This window comes from Streptomyces sp. NBC_01142, from assembly GCF_026341125.1.
Lineage (GTDB): Bacteria > Actinomycetota > Actinomycetes > Streptomycetales > Streptomycetaceae > Streptomyces.
The window spans coordinates 1,459,024-1,477,653 of the sequence record NZ_JAPEOR010000001.1 but is presented as its reverse complement, the minus strand read 5'-3'; the positions used below and the strand labels follow the sequence as shown (position 1 = coordinate 1,477,653).

At 70.2% G+C, this 18,630-nt stretch carries 13 protein-coding genes; 4 read left to right on the top strand and 9 right to left on the bottom strand.

Features of this window, described 5'->3' with window-relative positions; all coding sequences use genetic code 11:
* Nucleotides 1-89 precede the first annotated feature (89 nt).
* The 4 genes from OG883_RS06955 to OG883_RS06940 form a co-directional block, all read right to left on the bottom strand.
* The gene (locus OG883_RS06955) at nt 90-2,555 is read right to left on the bottom strand and encodes a [protein-PII] uridylyltransferase (RefSeq protein WP_266536405.1); all 2,466 of its coding nucleotides are present in this window, start codon (nt 2,553-2,555) and stop codon (nt 90-92) included.
* A 25-nt stretch (nt 2,556-2,580) separates the two neighbouring features.
* Entirely contained in the window at nt 2,581-2,919 is a 339-nt protein-coding gene (locus OG883_RS06950) for a P-II family nitrogen regulator (RefSeq protein WP_266536402.1), read from the bottom strand.
* Entirely contained in the window at nt 2,916-4,274 is a 1,359-nt protein-coding gene (locus tag OG883_RS06945; RefSeq protein ID WP_266536400.1) for an ammonium transporter, read from the bottom strand. The genes OG883_RS06950 and OG883_RS06945 overlap by 4 nt, the downstream gene beginning before the upstream one ends.
* 338 nt (nt 4,275-4,612) lie before the next feature.
* On the bottom strand, nt 4,613-6,088 hold the full coding sequence (locus tag OG883_RS06940) for a hypothetical protein (protein ID WP_266536398.1): 1,476 nt from the start codon (nt 6,086-6,088) through the stop codon (nt 4,613-4,615).
* Between the two features lie 428 nt (nt 6,089-6,516).
* Here OG883_RS06940 and OG883_RS06935 point away from each other — a divergent pair, with 428 nt between their 5' ends.
* Complete coding sequence (locus OG883_RS06935; protein ID WP_266536396.1) at nt 6,517-7,170, top strand: bifunctional DNA primase/polymerase; 654 nt, start codon at nt 6,517-6,519, stop codon at nt 7,168-7,170.
* A 127-nt stretch (nt 7,171-7,297) separates the two neighbouring features.
* Here the strand turns inward: OG883_RS06935 and ftsY are convergent, their stop codons facing one another.
* The gene (ftsY, locus tag OG883_RS06930; protein ID WP_266536394.1) at nt 7,298-8,512 is read right to left on the bottom strand and encodes a signal recognition particle-docking protein FtsY; all 1,215 of its coding nucleotides are present in this window, start codon (nt 8,510-8,512) and stop codon (nt 7,298-7,300) included.
* Between the two features lie 170 nt (nt 8,513-8,682).
* On the opposite strand from ftsY, the gene OG883_RS06925 reads away from it, so the two are divergent.
* Both OG883_RS06925 and OG883_RS06920 read left to right on the top strand, forming a co-directional pair.
* Entirely contained in the window at nt 8,683-10,128 is a 1,446-nt protein-coding gene (locus tag OG883_RS06925; protein WP_266536392.1) for a cytosine permease, read from the top strand.
* Nucleotides 10,129-10,189: 61 nt separating this feature from the next.
* The gene (locus tag OG883_RS06920; RefSeq protein WP_266536390.1) at nt 10,190-11,164 is read left to right on the top strand and encodes an LLM class flavin-dependent oxidoreductase; all 975 of its coding nucleotides are present in this window, start codon (nt 10,190-10,192) and stop codon (nt 11,162-11,164) included.
* Between the two features lie 49 nt (nt 11,165-11,213).
* Here OG883_RS06920 and OG883_RS06915 read toward each other — a convergent pair whose 3' ends face one another.
* The 4 genes from OG883_RS06915 to OG883_RS06900 all read right to left on the bottom strand — a co-directional run bounded on the left by OG883_RS06915 (nt 11,214) and on the right by OG883_RS06900 (nt 17,472).
* On the bottom strand, nt 11,214-12,635 hold the full coding sequence (locus tag OG883_RS06915; RefSeq protein WP_266536389.1) for a sugar porter family MFS transporter: 1,422 nt from the start codon (nt 12,633-12,635) through the stop codon (nt 11,214-11,216).
* Between the two features lie 202 nt (nt 12,636-12,837).
* Nucleotides 12,838-16,419: a chromosome segregation protein SMC gene (smc, locus tag OG883_RS06910; RefSeq protein ID WP_266536387.1), complete on the bottom strand. Its 3,582-nt coding sequence runs from the start codon at nt 16,417-16,419 to the stop codon at nt 12,838-12,840.
* Between the two features lie 161 nt (nt 16,420-16,580).
* A complete protein-coding gene (locus tag OG883_RS06905) occupies nt 16,581-16,799 on the bottom strand; it encodes a hypothetical protein (RefSeq protein WP_215097132.1) in 219 nt (72 codons plus the stop codon).
* A 391-nt stretch (nt 16,800-17,190) separates the two neighbouring features.
* Nucleotides 17,191-17,472: an acylphosphatase gene (locus OG883_RS06900; protein ID WP_266536381.1), complete on the bottom strand. Its 282-nt coding sequence runs from the start codon at nt 17,470-17,472 to the stop codon at nt 17,191-17,193.
* Nucleotides 17,473-17,611: 139 nt separating this feature from the next.
* Between OG883_RS06900 and OG883_RS06895 the strand changes: the two genes are divergently transcribed.
* Nucleotides 17,612-18,559 carry a CAP domain-containing protein gene (locus tag OG883_RS06895; RefSeq protein ID WP_266536378.1) on the top strand — a complete coding sequence of 316 codons (948 nt, stop codon included), beginning with the start codon at nt 17,612-17,614 and terminating at the stop codon, nt 18,557-18,559.
* Nucleotides 18,560-18,630: the final 71 nt, after the last annotated feature.

Here is an 18,630-nt window from a genome sequence, read left to right as displayed (position 1 = left end):
CGGATCCTCAGATGTCGGGGGCGGGCGGACAGTGCCCCCCAGGGTATCCGGCCGCGCGCGGTGTGGTCTGCCCCGTGGGGAGTCTCACCTCAGGCGCGCAGGGCGGACTCCAGGGAACGGGCCACCTCCGCGGCCTCGGCAGGGGGCAGTGGGGCGCCTTCCGGGTCCGTCACATAGAACGCGTCGACGGCGTTTGCGCCCAGCGTGGACACATGCGCGCTGCGCACCCGTACCGCCGCCTCGTCCAGGGCGCGTCCGATGCGGTGCAAAAGGCCGGGGGCGTCCTGGGCGCGGACTTCGATCACCGTGGCGAGCCGGGAGCCGGCGGGGGCGACGGTCACCCGCGGCGGCGGGGCCTGGACCCCGCGGCGGCGCGGGTAGGCGGCCTCCCGTTCGGCGAGCCTGGCCGGGATGTCGAGCGAGCCGTCCAGGGCCCGTACGAGATCGGCTCGCAGCCGGGTGGCCTGCGGCAGGGAGCCGTACTCGGCCGCCACCCGCCAGCTCAGCAGCAGTACGTCCGACGGCTCGCCGAGCTCGGTGGGCAGTTCGATGGCGCGCAGGTCGGCGGCGCGGACGGTGAGACGGTGCAGGGCCAGCACGCCGGCCGCGGCGGGCAGTACGCCCGGCTGGTCGGGCAGGGCGATCAGCAGCTCCACGCCGACCGGCTCCGACTGCTGGGGGTCCTCGGGCGGCTCGGTGTGGGTGTGCAGCGCCAGCACCGGTTCGCCCGTGCGCACAGCCTCGATGGCGAGCCGTTCCTGTTCCGCGCCGGGCGTGGTGGGCTCGCTGGGCTCGATGTCGACCGGGACGTCACCGGCGAGGACCGCCGCGACCCGTTTGACCAGGTCGGTGACGAGCGAGCCGCGCCACGCGGACCAGGCCGCGGGTCCGGTGGCGAGCGCGTCGGCCTCGGTGAGGGCGTGCAGCAGCTCCAGGGTTCCGGCCGAGCCGACGACGGAGGCAACGGAGGCGACCGTCGCCGGATCGTCCAGATCGCGCCGGGTCGCCGTCTCGATGAGCAGCAGATGGTGGCGTACGAGAGTGGCGATGACGCCCACGTCGGCCTTGTCGAAGCCGATCCGGGCGGCGACATCACGGGCGATGGTCTCGCCCGCCACGGAGTGGTCGCCCGGCCAGCCCTTGCCGATGTCGTGCAGCAGCGCCGCGACCAGCAGCAGGTCGGGGCGCCCCACCCGGCGGGTCAGCGACGAGGCCCTGACCGCGGCCTCCACCAGATGGCGGTCGACGGTCCAGGTGTGCACGGGGTTGCGCTGCGGCCGGCACCGTACGCGCTCCCAGTCGGGGATCAGCCGGGTGATCAGACCCTCGGCCTCCAGCGCCTCCCATACGGCGACCGTCGACTCCCCCGCGCCGAGCAGGGTGACGAGCTCGTCGCGGGCCTCCGCGGGCCACGGCACGGGCAGCGGGCGGCTCGTGGCCGCCAGCCGGCGTACGGCGTGCAGGGAGATCGGCAGCCCCGACTGGGCGGCGGCGGCAGCGGCCCGCAGCGGGAGCACGGAGTCGCGTTCGGGCCGGGCGGCGCGGGCGAGCATCACCTCGCCGTCCTGCTCGACGACGCCCTCGGCGAGCGGGGTGCGCTCCGGCTGGGGAGTGCGGCCGCCGCCCAGCATCGCCCGCAGCCGGGGCCGTGCGGACCGTGCCCTGAGCACCCGGTTCACCTCCCGCCAGGTGACATCGGTGGCGTACGAGACGGTGCGCGCCGCTTCGTAGACCTGTCGCAGCAGCGCGTCGGCGTCCAGCAGGCCGAGCTCGGCGGCGACCTGGTCCTGCTCCTGGAGCGCGAGACGGTCGGTGGCCCGTCCGGTGGCCAGGTGCAGCGCGTCCCGGGTGTCCAGCAGTTGCCTGCGCGCCTCGGTGAGACCTTCGCGGGGTGCGTCGGCGAGCCAGGACGCCGCGACGGCGCGCAGCGCGGTGGCGTCCCGCAGTCCGCCCCGCGCCTCCTTCAGATCGGGCTCCAGGAGGAACTGCAACTCGCCCTGGCGCTCAGCCCGTTCACGGCAGAGCTCATCCAGTTCGGGCAGCCGCTTGGGCGCCTGGTTGCGCCAGTCGGCGAGCACGGCGGTGCGCAGTCCGGTCACCAGCCCCAGATCGCCCGCGACATGGCGCGCGTCGAGCAGACCGAGCTGGACCTTGAGGTCCTCGCCGGCGGTCTTGCGGGCCTGGCCGGGGGTGCGTACGGAGTGGTCGAGGGCCAGCCCCAGATCCCACACCGGGTACCAGATCCGGTCCGCGAGCGTGGCGATCGCTCCCGCGTCCGCTCCCCCGTCGTGCACCAGGAGCAGATCCAGGTCGCTGCGCGGCGACAGCTCCCCGCGCCCGTAGCCGCCGACCGCGACGAGCGCCGCGCTGCGCACTCCGGCCTCCCGCGCGGCGGTGGTGAACAGCGCGGACAGCCAGTCGTCGGTCAGCCTGGCGAGGGCGGCACGGCGCGGCGACCCGGGCTGCGCCTTCTCCGTGAGGAGGCGCAGCCGGGCCGCCGCATAGCCGCTGGGTCCCGAGTCTTCCGCTTCGGTGGTCACTTCGAGGCTCGTCACCCAGGGCTCCTGTTCCGTTGTGCGCTCAGAGCGCGTCGGGGCCGCGTTCGCCGGTCCGTACCCGTACCGCTGTCTCGACCGGGACGCTCCAGACCTTGCCGTCACCGATCTTCCCGGTCTTGGCCGCCTTGACGATCACTTCGATGAGCTCTTCGGCGTCGTCGTCCTCGACCAGCACCTCGATCCGGATCTTCGGGACCAGGTCGACGGTGTACTCCGCGCCCCGGTAGACCTCGGTGTGGCCGCGCTGCCGGCCGTATCCGCTGGCCTCCGTGACCGTGAGCCCCTGGACTCCGAAGGCCTGCAGGGCCTCCTTGATCTCGTCCAGCCGGTGTGGCTTCACGACTGCGGTGATGAGCTTCATGCGTCCACCTTCTTGGTTTGAGCTGCGGCTGCCGCGGTGTCGCTGGGCGCGGGTGCGGCCTTGCGGGAGCCGGCACCGCCGCCCGCACCGCTGAAGTCGTACGCCGTCTCCGCGTGCTCGTCCTGGTCGATACCGGAGACCTCGACATCCTCGTCGACCCGCATCCCGATCGTCTTGTCGAGGACGAGGGCGAGGAGCGCCGAGACCACCAGAGAGTAGGCCAGCACGGCGAAGACACCGATGGCCTGCTTGCCGAGCTGGTCGAAGCCTCCGCCGTAGAAGAGTCCCTTGACGTCGTTCTGGACGCCACCGGTGGCGAAGAAGCCCACCAGCAGCGAGCCGATCACACCGCCGACGAGGTGGACGCCGACGACGTCGAGGGAGTCGTCGTAGCCGAACTTGAACTTCAGGCCGACCGCCATGGCGCAGAGCACACCGGCGATGGCGCCGACGGCGATCGCGCCGAGGGGGCTCACTGCGCCGCCGGACGGGGTGATGGCGACCAGGCCCGCGACCGCGCCGGAGGCGGCGCCGAGCGTGGTGAAGGCGCCGTGGCGGATCTTCTCGTACGCCAGCCAGGCGAGCATCGCGGCCGCGGTGGCGACCTGGGTGTTGACGAACATCACCGCGCCGACGCCGTCGTCGTTGCCCAGCCAGGAGCCGGCGTTGAAGCCGAACCAGCCGAACCACAGCAGACCGGCACCGAGCATCACCAGCGGCAGGCTGTGCGGCCGCATCGGGTCCCTCTTGAAGCCGACGCGCTTGCCGATGACGAGGATCACGCCGAGGGCCGCGGCACCGGCGTTGATGTGGACGGCGGTACCGCCGGCGAAGTCGATGACACCCATCTCGAAGAGCCAGCCGCCGGCACCCCACACCCAGTGCGCGACCGGGAAGTACACGACGGTCGCCCACAGCGTGATGAACAGCGCCCAGGCGGTGAACTTCACCCGGTCCGCGAGGGCGCCGCTGATCAGCGCCGGCGTGATGACGGCGAACATCAGCTGGAAGACGGCGAAGACGTAGACGGGGATGGTGTAGCCGTCCCACAGCTGGGTGAGACCGAGGCCGCTCAGGCCTACGTAGTCGGGGCTCCAGCCGATGAGGGAGCCCTTGTCGGTGCCGAAGGCGAGGCTGAATCCGTACACCACCCACAGGATGGTGACGATCCCGAGGCTGATGAAGCTCATCATCAGCATGTTGAGGGTGCTCTTGACCCGGACCATTCCTCCGTAGAAGAAGGCCAGCCCCGGCGTCATGATCATCACCAGGGCGGAGCAGATGAGCACGAATCCGGTGTTGGCGGCAGACAGTGTCGGGGTGTCTGCAGCAAGCGTCGAGATGCCTGGAGGCATCGGCGTCTCCTCGTCGTCGGTGCGGCCGCGTGCGGGCGAAGCCTGTGCGGATGAAGGGCGGGCCGTTATGCGCCATGAGGTTGACGCGCCACGGTTTCCGTCGATGCCGCACGATGTTTCGCCGCAGTGACGAAGAGGTCCGACGTGTTACGCCCCCATGAACTGCCGTGGGCGCGCCAGAGTCGCCGTTACCATGCCGCAACCATCGGCGGTCCCGGCCGCAGCGAGGAGGCACAGCGAAACCGGCCGCGACGGTCACCCGCTGACCTGGCGTGGGGGAGCCGAGTCGGACTGTTCGGGGTGAGCGTCGCGGCCGGGGCCTGGTGGGTGCGGCCCGCTCAGACCGCTTCGGCGGTCTCGGGCAGCTGGGCGGTGAGGTAGTCGGTGAACTGGACGACCTCGGGGACGTCACCGAAGTCGCGGGCCACGGTGTCGACGGTCTTGCGCAGGCGGGTGTTGACCCGCTCGGAGCGGACCCGCTTGGCGACGGTGAGCGCCTGGCCGGCCAGGACCGTGGACTGCTCGGGCTCCTTCTTCAGCAGATGGACCGTGGCCATGCCGATCAGATTGAGTGCGTACGACCGCTGGTGCTCGTCGTCCTGGCCGAAGAGCTCGACGGCGCGTTCCATCACCGGCTCGGCGAGGGAGGCGTAGGTGGGGCTGCGGCCGGCCATGTAGGCCAGGTCACGGTACGAGTGGGCGTTCTCGCCGTTGAGCTCCGCCTCGGAGAAGAAGCGGATCCAGTCGGGCTCGGGACCGCCCTCGAGAGCGGCGTCGGCGAAGGTGTCCTCGGCCATCCGGACGGCTCGCTTGCACTTGCTGGGCTGGCCCATATTGGCGTACGCGCGCGCCTCCATCGCATACAGCATCGCCTGGGTGCGCGGGGTGGCACAGTCGCGGCTGCCGTACTGCGCGAGATGGACGAGCTCCAGGGCGTCGTCGGGCCGTCCCAGGTGGATCATCTGACGGCTCATGGAGGACAGGATGTACGAGCCGAGCGGCTTGTCGCCCGCCTCCTTCGCGGCGTGCAGCGCCAGCACGAAGTACTTCTGCGCGGTGGGCTGCAGACCCACGTCGTAACTCATCCAGCCGGCCAGCTCGGCCAGCTCGGCGGCGCACTTGAACAGCCGCTGGGCGGTGTCCCCGGGCTGTGGCTCCTGCAACAGGTCGGTGACCTCGTGGAGTTGACCCACGACCGCCTTGCGCCGCAGGCCGCCGCCGCACTGCGCGTCCCACTGGCGGAACATCGCGGTGGTGGCCTCCAGCAGGTCCAGCTCGGGCGGGGAGAGCCGGGAGGCCCTGCGCAGCGCGGCGGGCGACGCCTGCTGTCCGGGCTCGCCCGCCGGGGAGGGCACGAGCCAGCGCTGCATCGGCTCGACGAGGGCGGGTCCGGCCGCCAGGGCGAGCGACGTGCCGAGGAAGCCGCGTCGCGCGAGCATCAGGTCGCTGCGCGAGAACTCGCTGAGCAGGGCGACGGTCTGCGGGCCCGCCCAGGGCAGATCGACACCGGACACCGAGGGCGACTGGTGCGCCGAGCGCAGTCCGAGGTCCTCGACGGCGACGACGCTGCCGAAGCGCTCGGAGAACAGTTCGGAGAGGATGCGCGGGATCGGCTCGCGCGGCTGTTCCCCGTCGAGCCAGCGGCGCACGCGCGAGGTGTCCGTGCTGATGTGGTGTGCGCCCATCTGGCGCGCCCGGCGGTTCACTTGGCGCGCGAGCTCGCCCTTCGACCAGCCGCTGCGCACGAACCACGAGCTCAAATGCTCGTTCGGACGCTTGCCGGTATCCGTACCGTCTGCGCCGCTGCCGCCCACGGGAATGCCCCCATCCGCTGAAGCCTGTGTTGCTACGAACCAGCACCAGAATGCCGTGAGTTGTGACCGTTCGTACGGCGGTCGCGCCCATCGAACAGGAAACCGAGTTGCCTCCGGCATACCCAGGAGTGCACAAAACCCCAGGGCCTGTGTACTGAAAGTAATCCTACGATCACCCCTCCCGTGAGGCCGATTCCAGAAACGCCACCATTCGCCACCCCTTCGAATGAACTCCCTTGCTGTCGGGCGCGATTCACTTGACACACGACGATCAGGAGGCAGCGAAGCGATGCACGCAGAGGCGCGCGACACGGTTCGCACCACCCCTCCCGCTACTGTGCGCCGCCCGAACCTCACCGGATGCGACGCAGTGTCACAGGGAGACTTCGGGTCGTAACCACCGGTGAATCCGACCCGTTGGAGGGGGCATGGGCTTCACGATCGGCGGCATCCGGGAGATGCGGTCCGGCTCAAGGCGCCGCGGCCGCACGACAGAGTGCACGGCAGTGGCCGAGTACACAGGACTGTGGGGCTGGGCAGTGGTCCCCGGCGCGCGAGCCGCGTCCGGCCGGTGTTCCTGCGGGGACGCGGACTGTACGGCCCCGGGCGCCCACCCGCTCGACTTCGCCCTCGAGGTCCCCGCAGGGGCCACGCTGGACGAGGTCACCAAGGCGTGGGCGGAGGTGCCGGGCGCGTCCCTGCTCCTGCCGGCCGGCCGTACCTTCGACATCCTGGACGTCGCGGCCCCGGCCGGCCGCCGTGCGCTCGTGCGGCTGGAGCGGATGGGCCTCCCGCTGGGTCCCGTCTCGGCGACTCCGGACGGCCGCTGCCAGTTCTTCGTCGCTCCCGGCGCCGCGGCCGAGCTCCCCCAGCTGCTCTACCGGATGGGCTGGGACGACGCGGACCTGGACCTGCACTGCCTGGGCCCGGGCGCCCACATCACGGCCCCGCCCTCGGACCACGCGGGCCTGGGCCCGGTGCACTGGCTGCGCCCCCCGTCCCTGGACACGGCGGCGGCCCCGCCGCAGGCGCGCTTGCTGCTGGGCACGCTGGCGTACATCTGCCACCGCACCCTTTCCTGACGCGGGCTCGCGCCTGTCGCGGGACGGGCTGCATTGCAGCCCGTCCCGCGACTGAGGAGCGGCGGCCGGGGCGGAGCCCCGGTCCATGGGAAGCGGCCGGCACAGGAAGGCCCCCACCCGGCAACAGCTAGTCGCCGATCAGCGCGTCGACGAACGCCTCCGGCTCGAACGGTGCCAGGTCGTCCGGGCCCTCGCCCAGGCCCACCAGCTTCACCGGTACACCCAGTTCGCGCTGGACCGCGACCACGATGCCGCCCTTGGCCGTGCCGTCCAGCTTGGTCAGCACGATGCCGGTGATGTCCACGACCTCCGCGAAGACCCGGGCCTGGACCAGACCGTTCTGGCCTGTCGTGGCGTCGAGGACCAGCAGGATCTCGTCCAGCGGGCCGTGCTTCTCGACCACGCGCTTGACCTTGCCGAGCTCGTCCATCAGGCCCGTCTTGGTGTGCAGCCGGCCCGCCGTGTCGATGAGGACGACGTCCGCGCCCTCGGCGATGCCCTCCTTGACCGCGTCGAACGCGATCGACGCCGGGTCGCCGCCCTCGGGGCCGCGTACCGTGCGCGCACCGACCCGCTCGCCCCAGGTCTGGAGCTGGTCCGCGGCCGCCGCACGGAACGTGTCCGCCGCGCCGAGCACCACGGAGCGGCCGTCCGCGACCAGGACCCGCGCCAGCTTGCCGGTCGTCGTGGTCTTTCCGGTGCCGTTGACGCCGACTACCAGGACGACACCCGGGGTGTCCAGACCGCTCTCCGTCTTCACGGCGCGGTCGAAGTCGGTACCGATGAGGTGCAGCAGCTCCTCGCGCAGCAGGGCGCGCAGGTCCTCGGGCGTACGCGTACCGAGGACCCGTACGCGCTCGCGCAGCCGCTCGACCAGTTCCTGGGTCGGCGCGACACCGACGTCCGCGGTGAGCAGGGTGTCCTCGATCTCCTCCCAGGTGTCCTCGTCGAGGTGCTCACGCGACAGGAGCGTGAGCAGCCCCTTGCCGAGCGAGTTCTGGGAGCGGGCGAGGCGGGCGCGCAGCCGGACCAGCCGTCCGGCGGTCGGCTCGGGGATCTCGATCTCGGGGGCGGGGGGCGCCGCGACGACCGGATCCTCGACGGCGGCCGGGGCCTCGGCCGCGTCGGGGAGGACGACCTCCTCGATCGTGCGGCGCGGCTCTTCGACCGTCGGTGCGGCATCCTCACCGACCTGAGGTTCGGCGGGCGGGGCAGTGATGGTCGGCGTGCTCGACGGCGCCGAGGGCGGCAGCTGCTTCTTCTTGCGGCTGCCGACCACGAGCCCGCTGATCGCGCCGACCGCGACCAGGGCGATGACTAGAGCAATGATGAGGATGTCCATAACGCACCCAGTATCGGCCACGCGCGCCCACCCGCAGTGGACGGGGAGGATCACACAGGGGCGCAGTTCGTCATTTGGACCTTTTGGGGGGTACGTACGATGCTGGTGGTTCTGGGTTTCTCCCAGCCGACACTCCCCCTGAGTCCCCCACCTCTGTACGGAGCTGTTCCATGCCGCACGCCTCCGAATCCGAAGGCGCGATAGAAACCCGTGGCCTCGAGCCCGTCCCCGACGACGAGCGCACCGGTCACGTCCGCGAACTCTTCCCGACCTGGGTCGCCGCCAACATCAGCGTGCTGTTGCTCACGATGGGTGCGGGTCTGATCGTTTTCAACGGCCTGAACTTCTGGCAGGTACTGGTCGTCGCGATCGCGGCGCCCGTCCTCAGCTACGGAATCGTCGGCCTGATCTCCATCGCCGGAAAACGCGGCGGCTCCCCCGGCATGGCGCTGTCCCGGGCCGTCTTCGGCCAGCGCGGAAACCTCTTCCCCGGCTCCCTCATCTGGGTGGCGCGCTGGGGCTGGGAGACCATCAACGCCGTCACCGGCGCGTACGCCGTGCTGACCGTGCTGGATCTGCTCTTCGGCATCGAGAGCAGCACCGCGCTGATCGTCGTCACGCTGCTGCTCTTCGTCACCGCCACCTTCCTCGTCTCCGGGCTCGGCATCAACGCCCTGCGCGTGTGCAGCACGTGGTCGACATATCTCTTCGGCGCCTTCAGCGTTCTGGTGCTGGTCTATCTGATCGCCGACACCGACTGGTCCGCGGTCTTCGACAAGCCGGCCGGTTCGACGGCGATGCTGATCGCGGGCATCGGCACCATCGCCGCGGGCGGCATCAGCTGGGTCCCCTCGGGCCCCGACTTCACCCGCTACCTCCCGCGCACCGCCTCCAGCAGGGCGATGGTCGGCTCGACCGTCGGCGGCGCCGGCATCGTCGTCCTGCCGATGGTCCTGATGGGCGCGGTGATGGCGGTCTCGACCCCGTCCCTGGCCAGCGCGCAGGACCCGGTCGCCTTCATCGGCGAAATCCTGCCGATGTGGATCGCGGTCCCGTATCTGCTGATCGCGCTGATCGGCATGCTGCTGATCAACTCGATGTCGATGTACTCCGCCGGTTTCACCGCGCAGACCCTGGGCATCAAGGTCCCGCGCACCTGGGCGGTCAGCGTCAACGCCGTCATCAGCCTGATCTTCGGCTTCCTGCTGATGGTGGTGGCGACCAGCTTCATCGGCTCGTTCATCTCCTTCCTGACGCTTCTCGCGGTGGCGTTCTCGGCCTGGATCGGTGTCTTCGGCATCGACATGCTGCGTCGGCCTGCGTACGACGGCGAGGCGCTGATGGACACGACGCGCACCAGCGCGTACTGGTACCGGGGCGGCTTCGCCTGGCAGGCGATGGTCTCCTGGGGCGTCGCGCTGGCGGCCGGCCTGCTCTTCACCGGGGTCGACTGGTTCGCCGGTCCGCTCGCCTCGTCCTGGATCGGGAAGCACGGTCTGGGCTGGGCGGCCACGATCGTGATCGCCGCCGCGCTGTACGCGGTGCTGCCGCGTACGAAGGCTCCCGTGGCGGCCGCCCCCGCAGAAGAGCGCGAGCCCGCACCCCTGCCTATCTGACGCAACGTCAGCTATCGTCCTCCTCCGCTGCCCGAACCCACCGGCGGAGGGGGACGTTCCCATGGCCTTCACAGTGGCCCGTTTCAATCTGGTCGAGCCCGACGCGACGCCCGAGACCCTCGCGGCCCGCTATGGCGCGGCGCTGGAGATGGCCGCGTACGCCGACGACCGCGGCATCGACACCGTCCAGACCGAGGAGCACCACGGCGCCGCCGACAACTGGCTGCCCTCGCCCTTCGTCTTCGCCGGCGCGGTTCTCGGCTCCACGCGCCGGATCGCGGTCACCGTCTCCGCGATCATCGGCCCGCTCTACGATCCGCTGCGGCTGGCAGAGGACATCGCCGTACTGGATCTGATCGGCAAGGGGCGGCTGGTCACGGTCGCGGGCATCGGCTACCGGCCCCAGGAGTACGAGCAGCTGGGCGTCGAGTGGGGCCGGCGCGGCAAGCTCCAGGACGAACTCCTGGAGACGCTGCTGACGGCGTGGACCGGTGAGCCGTTCACGTACCGCGGCCGTACGGTCCAGGTCACCCCGCGCCCGTACACCCAGCCGCATCCGCTGCTGCTGGTGGGCGGTTCCTCGCAGGCCGCGGCCCGGCGCGCCGCCCGGCTCGGGCTGCCGTTCTTCCCGAGCGCGCATCTGCCGGAGCTGGAGGCGTACTACCACGAGCGGCGTACGGAGTACGGGACCGAGGGGTTCTGCATGATGCCGGCGCAGGAGACCCCGCTGCTGCACCTCGCGGAGGACCCGGACCGCACCTGGGCGCAGTACGGCGAGCGCTTTCTGCACGAGGCCCGGATGTATGCGTCCTGGCAGTCCAAGGACATCCGCTCGGCGGTGCGCTCTCGGGCCACCACGGTCGAGGAGCTGCGGAGCGAGGGCGTGTACCGGATCGTCACGCCGGACGAGTGCGTCCTGCTCGGCGCGGAGAGCCTGGTCCTGCATCCGCTGTGCGGCGGAATGCCGGTGGACGAGGGCTGGCGCAGTCTGCATCTGTTCTGCGAAGACGTACTGCCCCGGCTCAAGGACCTCTAGAGGAGGGTGAGCCGGGGCAGTTCCGTGGTGAGGAGAGGGGCAGCGGGGATTAGCCCATCTCCTCCAACGCCTTGCCCTTGGTCTCCTTGACGTACCTGAGCACGAAGGGGATCGAGAGCACGGCGAAGGCTGTGTAGATGATGTAGGTGCCCGAGAGGTTCCAGTCCGCCAGACTCGGGAAGCTCGCGGTGATGGCCCAGTTGGCGATCCACTGCGCCGAGGCAGCGACGCCCAGGGCGGCGGCGCGGATCCGGTTCGGGAACATCTCGCCGAGGAAGACCCAGACCACGACGCCCCACGAGAGTGCGAAGAAGAGCACGAAGACATGGGCCGCGATCAGGGCGACGAGTCCCTGGGTGTCGGGCAGTTTGCCGTCGACGAGCTCGGCGGAGAAGGCCCAGGCCTCGAAGGCGAGGGCGATCGCCATACCGGACGAGCCGATGAGCGCGAGCGGCCTGCGGCCGATCCGGTCGACCAGGACCATCGCGATCACGGTGCCGACGATGTTCACGATCGACGTGGTGAACGAGTACAGGAACGAGCTCGACGGGTCGACACCGACCGACTGCCACAGCGTCGCGGAGTAGTAGAAGGCGACGTTGATGCCGACGAGCTGCTGGAAGACCGAGAGTCCGATGCCGACCCAGACGATGGGCAGGAAGGCGAAGCGGCCTCCCAGCAGGTCCTTGAAGGTCGACTTGTGCTCGCGGTGCATCGCGTGGTCGATCTCGGTCACCCGGGCGTCCAGGTCGATGCGGTCGCCCTCGACCTCCTTGAGGACCTGCTTGGCCTTGTCGACCTTGCCGACGGAGATCAGGAAGCGGGGCGACTCGGGGATCGCGAAGGACAGCAGTCCGTACAGCACTGCCGGGACGACCATGACGCCGAGCATCCACTGCCAGGCCTCGATGCCGCCGATCTCGCCGCGCTGGTCACCGTCGGCGAGCTGCAGGATGCCGTAGTTCACCAGCTGGGAGATGGCGATGCCGATGACGATGGCGGCCTGCTGGAAGGAGGCGAGCCGGCCGCGGTAGGCGGCCGGGGAGACCTCGGCGATGTAGGCCGGGCCGATGACGGAGGCCATACCGATGGCGAAGCCGCCGATGATGCGCCAGAAGGCGAGGTCGTAGAGGGAGAACGGGAGAGCGGAGCCGAGCGCGCTGATGGAGAAGAGCACGGCGGCGATCTGCATACAGCGGATACGGCCGATGCGGTCGGCGATCCGGCCGGCGGTCGCGGCGCCGATGGCGCAGCCGATCAGGGCGACGGCGATGACCTGGGCGAGGGTTCCCGAGCCGATGTCGTAGCGATCCCGGATGGCCTCGACGGCGCCGTTGATGACGGCGCTGTCGTAGCCGAAGAGGAAGCCGCCCATCGCGGCGGCTGCCGTGATGAAGATGACATGCCCGAGGTGTTCGGGGCGGGCCTCACGGGCCCCCGACGAAGGCGGTGGCTGCGCAGTGCTGGTCACGTGTACTCCTGAGGCCGTCCGGCGGCGTCGCCGGACGTCGGGGGCGAGCCCTTCAAGTGGCGCACAACATCGCGACGCCCACCACTTGAAGGTAAAAGCAACGTTGCAGAGACTATTCCTTCAAGTTTCGAAGTCAAGAGCTCCATGTGGAAGAAATGTGAACCACACGGATGGCACCTTGACTTCAATAGTTGAATACTGGTCAGCGAAGACGCTGGCTGATGACCTTGGAGACGCCGTCTCCCTGCATGGAGACGCCGTACAGCGCGTCCGCGACCTCCATCGTCCGCTTCTGGTGCGTGATCACAATCAGCTGCGAGCTCTCCTGGAGCTCCTGCATGATCCGGATCAGCCGCTGGAGGTTGGTGTCGTCGAGCGCCGCCTCGACCTCGTCCATCACATAGAACGGGCTCGGCCGGGCCTTGAAGATCGACACCAGCAGCGCGACGGCGGTCAGTGACCGCTCGCCGCCCGAGAGCAGCGAGAGCCGCTTGACCTTCTTGCCGGGCGGTCTCGCCTCGACGTCCACGCCCGTGGTGAGCATGTTGCCGGGGTCGGTGAGAATCAGCCGCCCCTCGCCACCGGGGAAGAGCCGCGAGAAGACACCCTCGAACTCGCGGGCGGTGTCGCGGTACGCCTCCGTGAAAACCTGCTCCACGCGCTCGTCGACCTCCTTGATCACCTGAAGCAGGTCGGTTCTGGTCTTCTTCAGGTCTTCAAGCTGCTCGGAGAGGAACTTGTGCCGTTCCTCCAGCGCCGAGAACTCCTCCAGGGCGAGCGGGTTCACCTTCCCGAGCTGCTGATACGCCCGTTCGGCAGACTTGAGCCGCTTCTCCTGCTCGCCGCGCAGGAACGGTTTCGGCTGGTTTCGCGGGTGTTCCGGGTCATCCGGCAGCTCCTCTCCCTCGGCAGGCGGCGAGGGCGGAACCAGCTGGTCGGGCCCGTATTCGGACACCAGTCCGGCCGGTTCCACGCCCAGCTCCTCCAGGGCCTTGGTCTCCAGCTGCTCGATCCGCAGCCGCTTCTCCGCCCCGAGTACCTCACCGCGGTGAACCGAATCCGTGAGTTTGTCGAGCTCGCCCTTGAGGTCGCGCCCCTGGTTGCGGGCGGCCGTCAGCTGCTGCTCGCGCCCGGCCTTGGCCGCGTCGGCGGCGACCCGCTCCGCCTCGGCCCGTACCAGTGACACCTCGACATGCGCGAGAAGCTGGCGGGCGCCGCCGGCCACCGCGGCGGCGACCTCGGCCTCGTGCCGCAGCCGGGCGCGCCGCTGTTCGGCGCGCGCCCGTGCCTCGCGCTCGGCGCGTGCTCCCCGGTCGAGCCCGTCCGCACGGCCCGCGAGCCCCTTGACCCGCTCCTCGTGCGTACGGACCTGGAGCCTGGCCTCCATCTCGGTCTGGCGCGCGTTGGCGCCGTCGGCGGCGAGCCGGTCCCGTACATGCGTATCGGGCTCCTCCTCCGCGCCGTCGCCGGAGGGGGATGCCTCCTCGGCGACGAGCAGCCGCTCGGCCAGCTCCTCCGCCTCCTCCCGCGCCCGCTCCAGCGCCTCCTGTGCCCTGGCCGCGGCCGCGGTCGTCCGCTCGGCCTCGCCCGCGGCACCGCGCGCCTGCCCGGCGAGCCGCCCCAGCTGCCCCGAGACCGCCGACTTCTCGCGGTCCGCGGCCCGTCGGAGTTCGCCCAGCTCCTCGACGAGCGCGGCACATTCGCCGCGCCGCCCGGCCGCCTGCTGCTGCGCGGTGGCCAGCTCCTCGCACCGTACGGCCAGCTCCTCCAGCTCGGCGGCGGCCTCGTCGACGGAGGCCTGCACCTCAAGCAGGCTCGGCGCCCCGGCGGAACCGCCCTGCGCGAAGTGCGCCCCGAGAACGTCACCTTCCGCGGTCACGGCGGTGAGCTCGGGCCGTGCGTACACCAGGTCCTCGGCGTCCTCCAGCGTCCCGACGACGACCATGCCCCGCACCAGCCGGCGTACGGCGCCCATGAGTTCGTCCGGCCCGCGCACCAGATCCTCGACAGCGGGCGGTTCGCCGGCCGCGCCGGCCCGCGGACTGCCGCCCTGCCCGGGCAGCGGCATGCCGCCGAGCAGCAGGGCCGCGCGGCCCACGTCCTGTTTGCGTAGCAGCCGGATCGCCTCGGCCGCCGTGGCGGGGCCGGTCACGGCGATCGCGTCCGCCGCCGCGCCCAGCGCCGCGGCGACCGGGACCTCGTAGCCCTGGGTCACCGTGAGCAGTTCGGCCGCCGGGCCCAGCAGACCCGTCAGCCGGTCCTTCGCACCGAGCAGCGCACCCGTGCCGTCCTTGCGGCGCAGGCCGAGTGCGAGCGCCTCGCGGCGGGCGGCCACAGCGGCACGCTTGCGTTCCGCCGTGGTGAGCGCCTCGCGGGCCGCGCCCAGTGCCGACTCCGCCTCGGCCAGCTCGCGCTTGGCCGCGTCGTGCCGCTCACCCAGCGCGGAGTCGTCGGCATCCAGACCGTCGACCTCGGCCTTGAGCTGCTCGTACTCCTCCTGCGCGGCGACGGCCCGCTCCTGCGCCTCGTCGCGCGCGGCGGCCAGCCGGTCGATCTCGGCCTGTGCGGAGGCCGCCCGCGAACGGGCGGCGTTGACCTGACCGTTGAGCCGCGCCAGACCCTCGCGCCGGTCGGCGATCGCCCGCGCCACGTCCTTGAGTCTGCGCTCCTCGACCGCCAGCTCCCGCTCCAGCTCGGCGCGGTGGGCGACGGTGTCCTCCAGCGCGTGCTCCGCCGCCTCCAGCGCGGCCTCCAGCTCCGCCTCCTGCTCACGGATCCGGGCAGCCTCGCGCTCCATGTCCTCGGGGTCGCGTCCGCGCCGCTCCTCCGGCGGGGCCGCGGTCGCGCTCTTGACCCGCGCATCGGCCAGCGAGATCGTGCCGCGCACCCGCTCGGCCAGCTGCGAGAGTTCGTACCAGCTCTGCTGGGCCCGCTGCAGGCGCGGCGCCAGCCGCCGTACCTCGTCCTCCAGCTCCGCCTCACGGGTCAGCGCGGTCTTGAGCTCCGCCTCGGCCGCGTCCTTGCGTTCCTTGAGCGCCGCCTCGTCGGCGATCTCGCCGCGCAGTGCCTCCCGCAGCCGTACGAGATCGTCGGCGAGCAGCCGCAGCCGGGCGTCGCGCAGATCGGCCTGGATGACGGCGGCCCGCCGCGCCACCGCGGCCTGCCGTCCCAGCGGTTTGAGCTGACGCCGCAGCTCGTCGGTCAGATCCTGTACGCGGGCGAGGTTGGCCTGCATCGCGTCCAGCTTGCGCAGCGCCTTCTCCTTGCGCTTGCGGTGCTTGAGTACGCCTGCGGCCTCCTCGATGAAGGCCCGACGCCCCATCGGATCCGCGTGCAGTACGGAGTCGAGCTGGCCCTGCCCGACGATGACATGCATCTCGCGGCCGATGCCGGAGTCGGACAGCAGCTCCTGGATGTCGAGGAGTCGGCAGGTGTCACCGTTGAGCTGGTACTCGCTGCCGCCGTTGCGGAACATGATCCGTGTGATGGTGACTTCGGCGTAGTCGATGGGAAGCGCGCCGTCGGAGTTGTCGATGGTCAACGACACTTCCGCGCGGCCGAGCGGCGGCCGCCCGGTCGTGCCGGCGAAGATGACGTCTTCCATCTTTCCGCCCCGCAGGGACTTGGCCCCCTGTTCACCCATGACCCAGGAGAGCGCGTCCACCACATTGGACTTGCCCGAACCGTTGGGGCCCACGACGCAGGTGATGCCCGGCTCGAAGCGCAGCGTCGTGGCGGAGGCGAAGGATTTGAACCCGCGCAGGGTCATGGCCTTGAGGTGCACGCCGCCGGACTCTACCTTTCGCTGTCGGTTTCACCCATGAAGGTGCAGGGCACATCAGACGGTAAGGGGCGTACGGTAAGAGGCGGAACAAAAAAGAAAGAAGGGACGCCGAGGCGTCCCTTGCATATCTTGCGCGATGAAACTCCAGCAGATCGCCGCGCTCAGGTGAGCGCAGGTTCCGCCTGGGGTACGTCGATGTCGATGCCGTCGAGCAGCGACTCTCCGGGGTGCTGAGCGACGGCAGCATTGAGCGCGTCATTCTCGGACTGGATCCGTACAAGCTCGGATTCGAGGTCCTGGACGCGCTGCTGAAGCCGTCGCATCTCGGCGAGGAGTCGCGGGTCGGAACCGCCGACGTAACCGAGAAGCGCCTTTGCCATGATGGATGGTCCTCCACACTGAGTGACCGACCGAAGCGGTGTGGGTCGTGAGGGATTCGCACCCGCGGTGCTCGACAGTTGCTGGTTACTGCTTGTTATGAATGCGATTCGTACTGCCAAACAGCTAAGGTGCGCGGGGCTTCCAGAGTCTCACCAAAAAGTTTGACGGTCAACACGATCACGCCCCGTATCGACGGGCAACCCGGGGGCTACGGCCGCGGAACACGCGGCGGAGCCTCTTCTGCGGGGCCCTGGGGGCGTAGAGATCATCCTTCCTCGCGCAGCCTTGCATGACAAGCCCTTCTTGGCAACCACCAGGTCCTTTCTGCCAGGGGCAGGTGCCAATGGCACGCGGAATCGACATCCGCGCAGGTGAAAGGACCGACGTGCATCACCGAATCGCGAAGTCCTCGTAACCGCCGCGGGGAGTGCCCCAGATCTCGGTGACTCCGTCGACCCGCCCGGGTGTGTCGTCGGAGCAGAGCCATTCCAGCAAACGGTGGCAATTCTCACGCGGACCCTCTGCCACGACCTGCACCCTGCCGTCGTCAAGATTGAGGGCGAAGCCCTTCAGGTCGCCGATCTCCAAAGCATTTGCCCTGGTGAACCAACGGAAGCCCACTCCCTGTACTCGGCCGCGTACCCAGGCGGTGAGCCGTGCAACGTCGTTCATGTGTGCACGTTAACTGGCCAATTGCTTTCGGAGTACTTCGCCCCCTTACGTCATGGCGTACAGTCCCCTCGCAATGAGCCTCACTCGTATGGGTGACTCACTTTGATGTCTACCGTCGAGTACAAGGAAGGCACTGCAGATGGGACGCCATCGACGCTCCGCCGCCGCACCCGTCGCAGAGGATGACGCGCACGGTTCGGTCCATCGGCTCCGGGGCGGTGCACGCCGGAAGAAGCGGGGCCGTATGCCCGTACGCACCGGTCTGCTCGGCGCCTCCGCAGCCATGGCGGTAGGTGCCGTGGCCGTCGCATCCGGCCTGCTGCCCGGCGGCGACTCGTTCACCGTCAGTGGCGACAACGCGCCGACGGGGCAGATACGCACCGAGGGCTCCGCGAAGCTCCAGACGCAGGGCGACGCGAGCTCCGAGCCCACGAACGAGGCCTCGCCCTCGACGAGCCCGCGGACCGAACGCCCGCAGGCGCCGTCGAAGTCCCCTTCTCCCCGGCCGGCCAAGCCGTCGGCGGCTCCTTCGAAGGAGACCACCTCTCCCGAGCCGAAGAAGCCCCGGGTGACGGAGGAGAAGAAGAAGGAGAAGGAGCCGCAGAAGGAGTCACAGAGGGAGAGCGCGGCTCCGATCCCTGCACAGACACGTGCGCCCGTCAGGCCGTCGGAACAGCCGTCCCAGCCGGCCGGCTCCGGCTCCTCGGCCGCCGAAGTCGCCGAAGCGGCGGTCCTCAGCATGGTCAATGCCGAGCGCGCGAACGCGGGATGCAGCCCGGTACGGGCCGACGCCCGGCTTGCGGCGCTGGCCGGCGACTTCAGCGAAACCATGGCCGCGCGGGGCTTCTTCGACCACACCGACCCCGACGGGGTGACGCCCTGGGACCGCGCCGCCAAGGTCGGCATAGCCGGTCTGGGCGGCGAGAACATCGCTCGCGGCCAGGCCGACGCGGATGCGGTGATGAACACCTGGATGAACAGCGACGGTCACCGCGCGAACATCCTGAACTGCGACTACAAGACGATGGGTGTCGGTGTGCACATGGGCCCCGGCGGTCCCTGGTGGACGCAGGACTTCGGCTTCTGAGCACGACGAGGCGCTGAGTACGCCAGGACGTCACGACACCGAGCGGAAGGGCCCCGTCATCTCGATGACGG

Bases quoted from the DNA above. Each gene is read 5' to 3' on its own strand.
- OG883_RS06950 (WP_266536402.1), bottom strand. From the start codon at position 2,919: ATGAAGCTCATCACCGCAGTCGTGAAGCCACACCGGCTGGACGAGATC.
- OG883_RS06945 (WP_266536400.1), bottom strand. From the start codon at position 4,274: ATGCCTCCAGGCATCTCGACGCTTGCTGCAGACACCCCGACACTGTCT.
- OG883_RS06935 (WP_266536396.1), top strand. From the start codon at position 6,517: ATGGGCTTCACGATCGGCGGCATCCGGGAGATGCGGTCCGGCTCAAGG.
- ftsY (WP_266536394.1), bottom strand. From the start codon at position 8,512: ATGGACATCCTCATCATTGCTCTAGTCATCGCCCTGGTCGCGGTCGGC.
- OG883_RS06925 (WP_266536392.1), top strand. From the start codon at position 8,683: ATGCCGCACGCCTCCGAATCCGAAGGCGCGATAGAAACCCGTGGCCTC.
- OG883_RS06920 (WP_266536390.1), top strand. From the start codon at position 10,190: ATGGCCTTCACAGTGGCCCGTTTCAATCTGGTCGAGCCCGACGCGACG.
- OG883_RS06905 (WP_215097132.1), bottom strand. From the start codon at position 16,799: ATGGCAAAGGCGCTTCTCGGTTACGTCGGCGGTTCCGACCCGCGACTC.
- OG883_RS06900 (WP_266536381.1), bottom strand. From the start codon at position 17,472: ATGAACGACGTTGCACGGCTCACCGCCTGGGTACGCGGCCGAGTACAG.
- OG883_RS06895 (WP_266536378.1), top strand. From the start codon at position 17,612: ATGGGACGCCATCGACGCTCCGCCGCCGCACCCGTCGCAGAGGATGAC.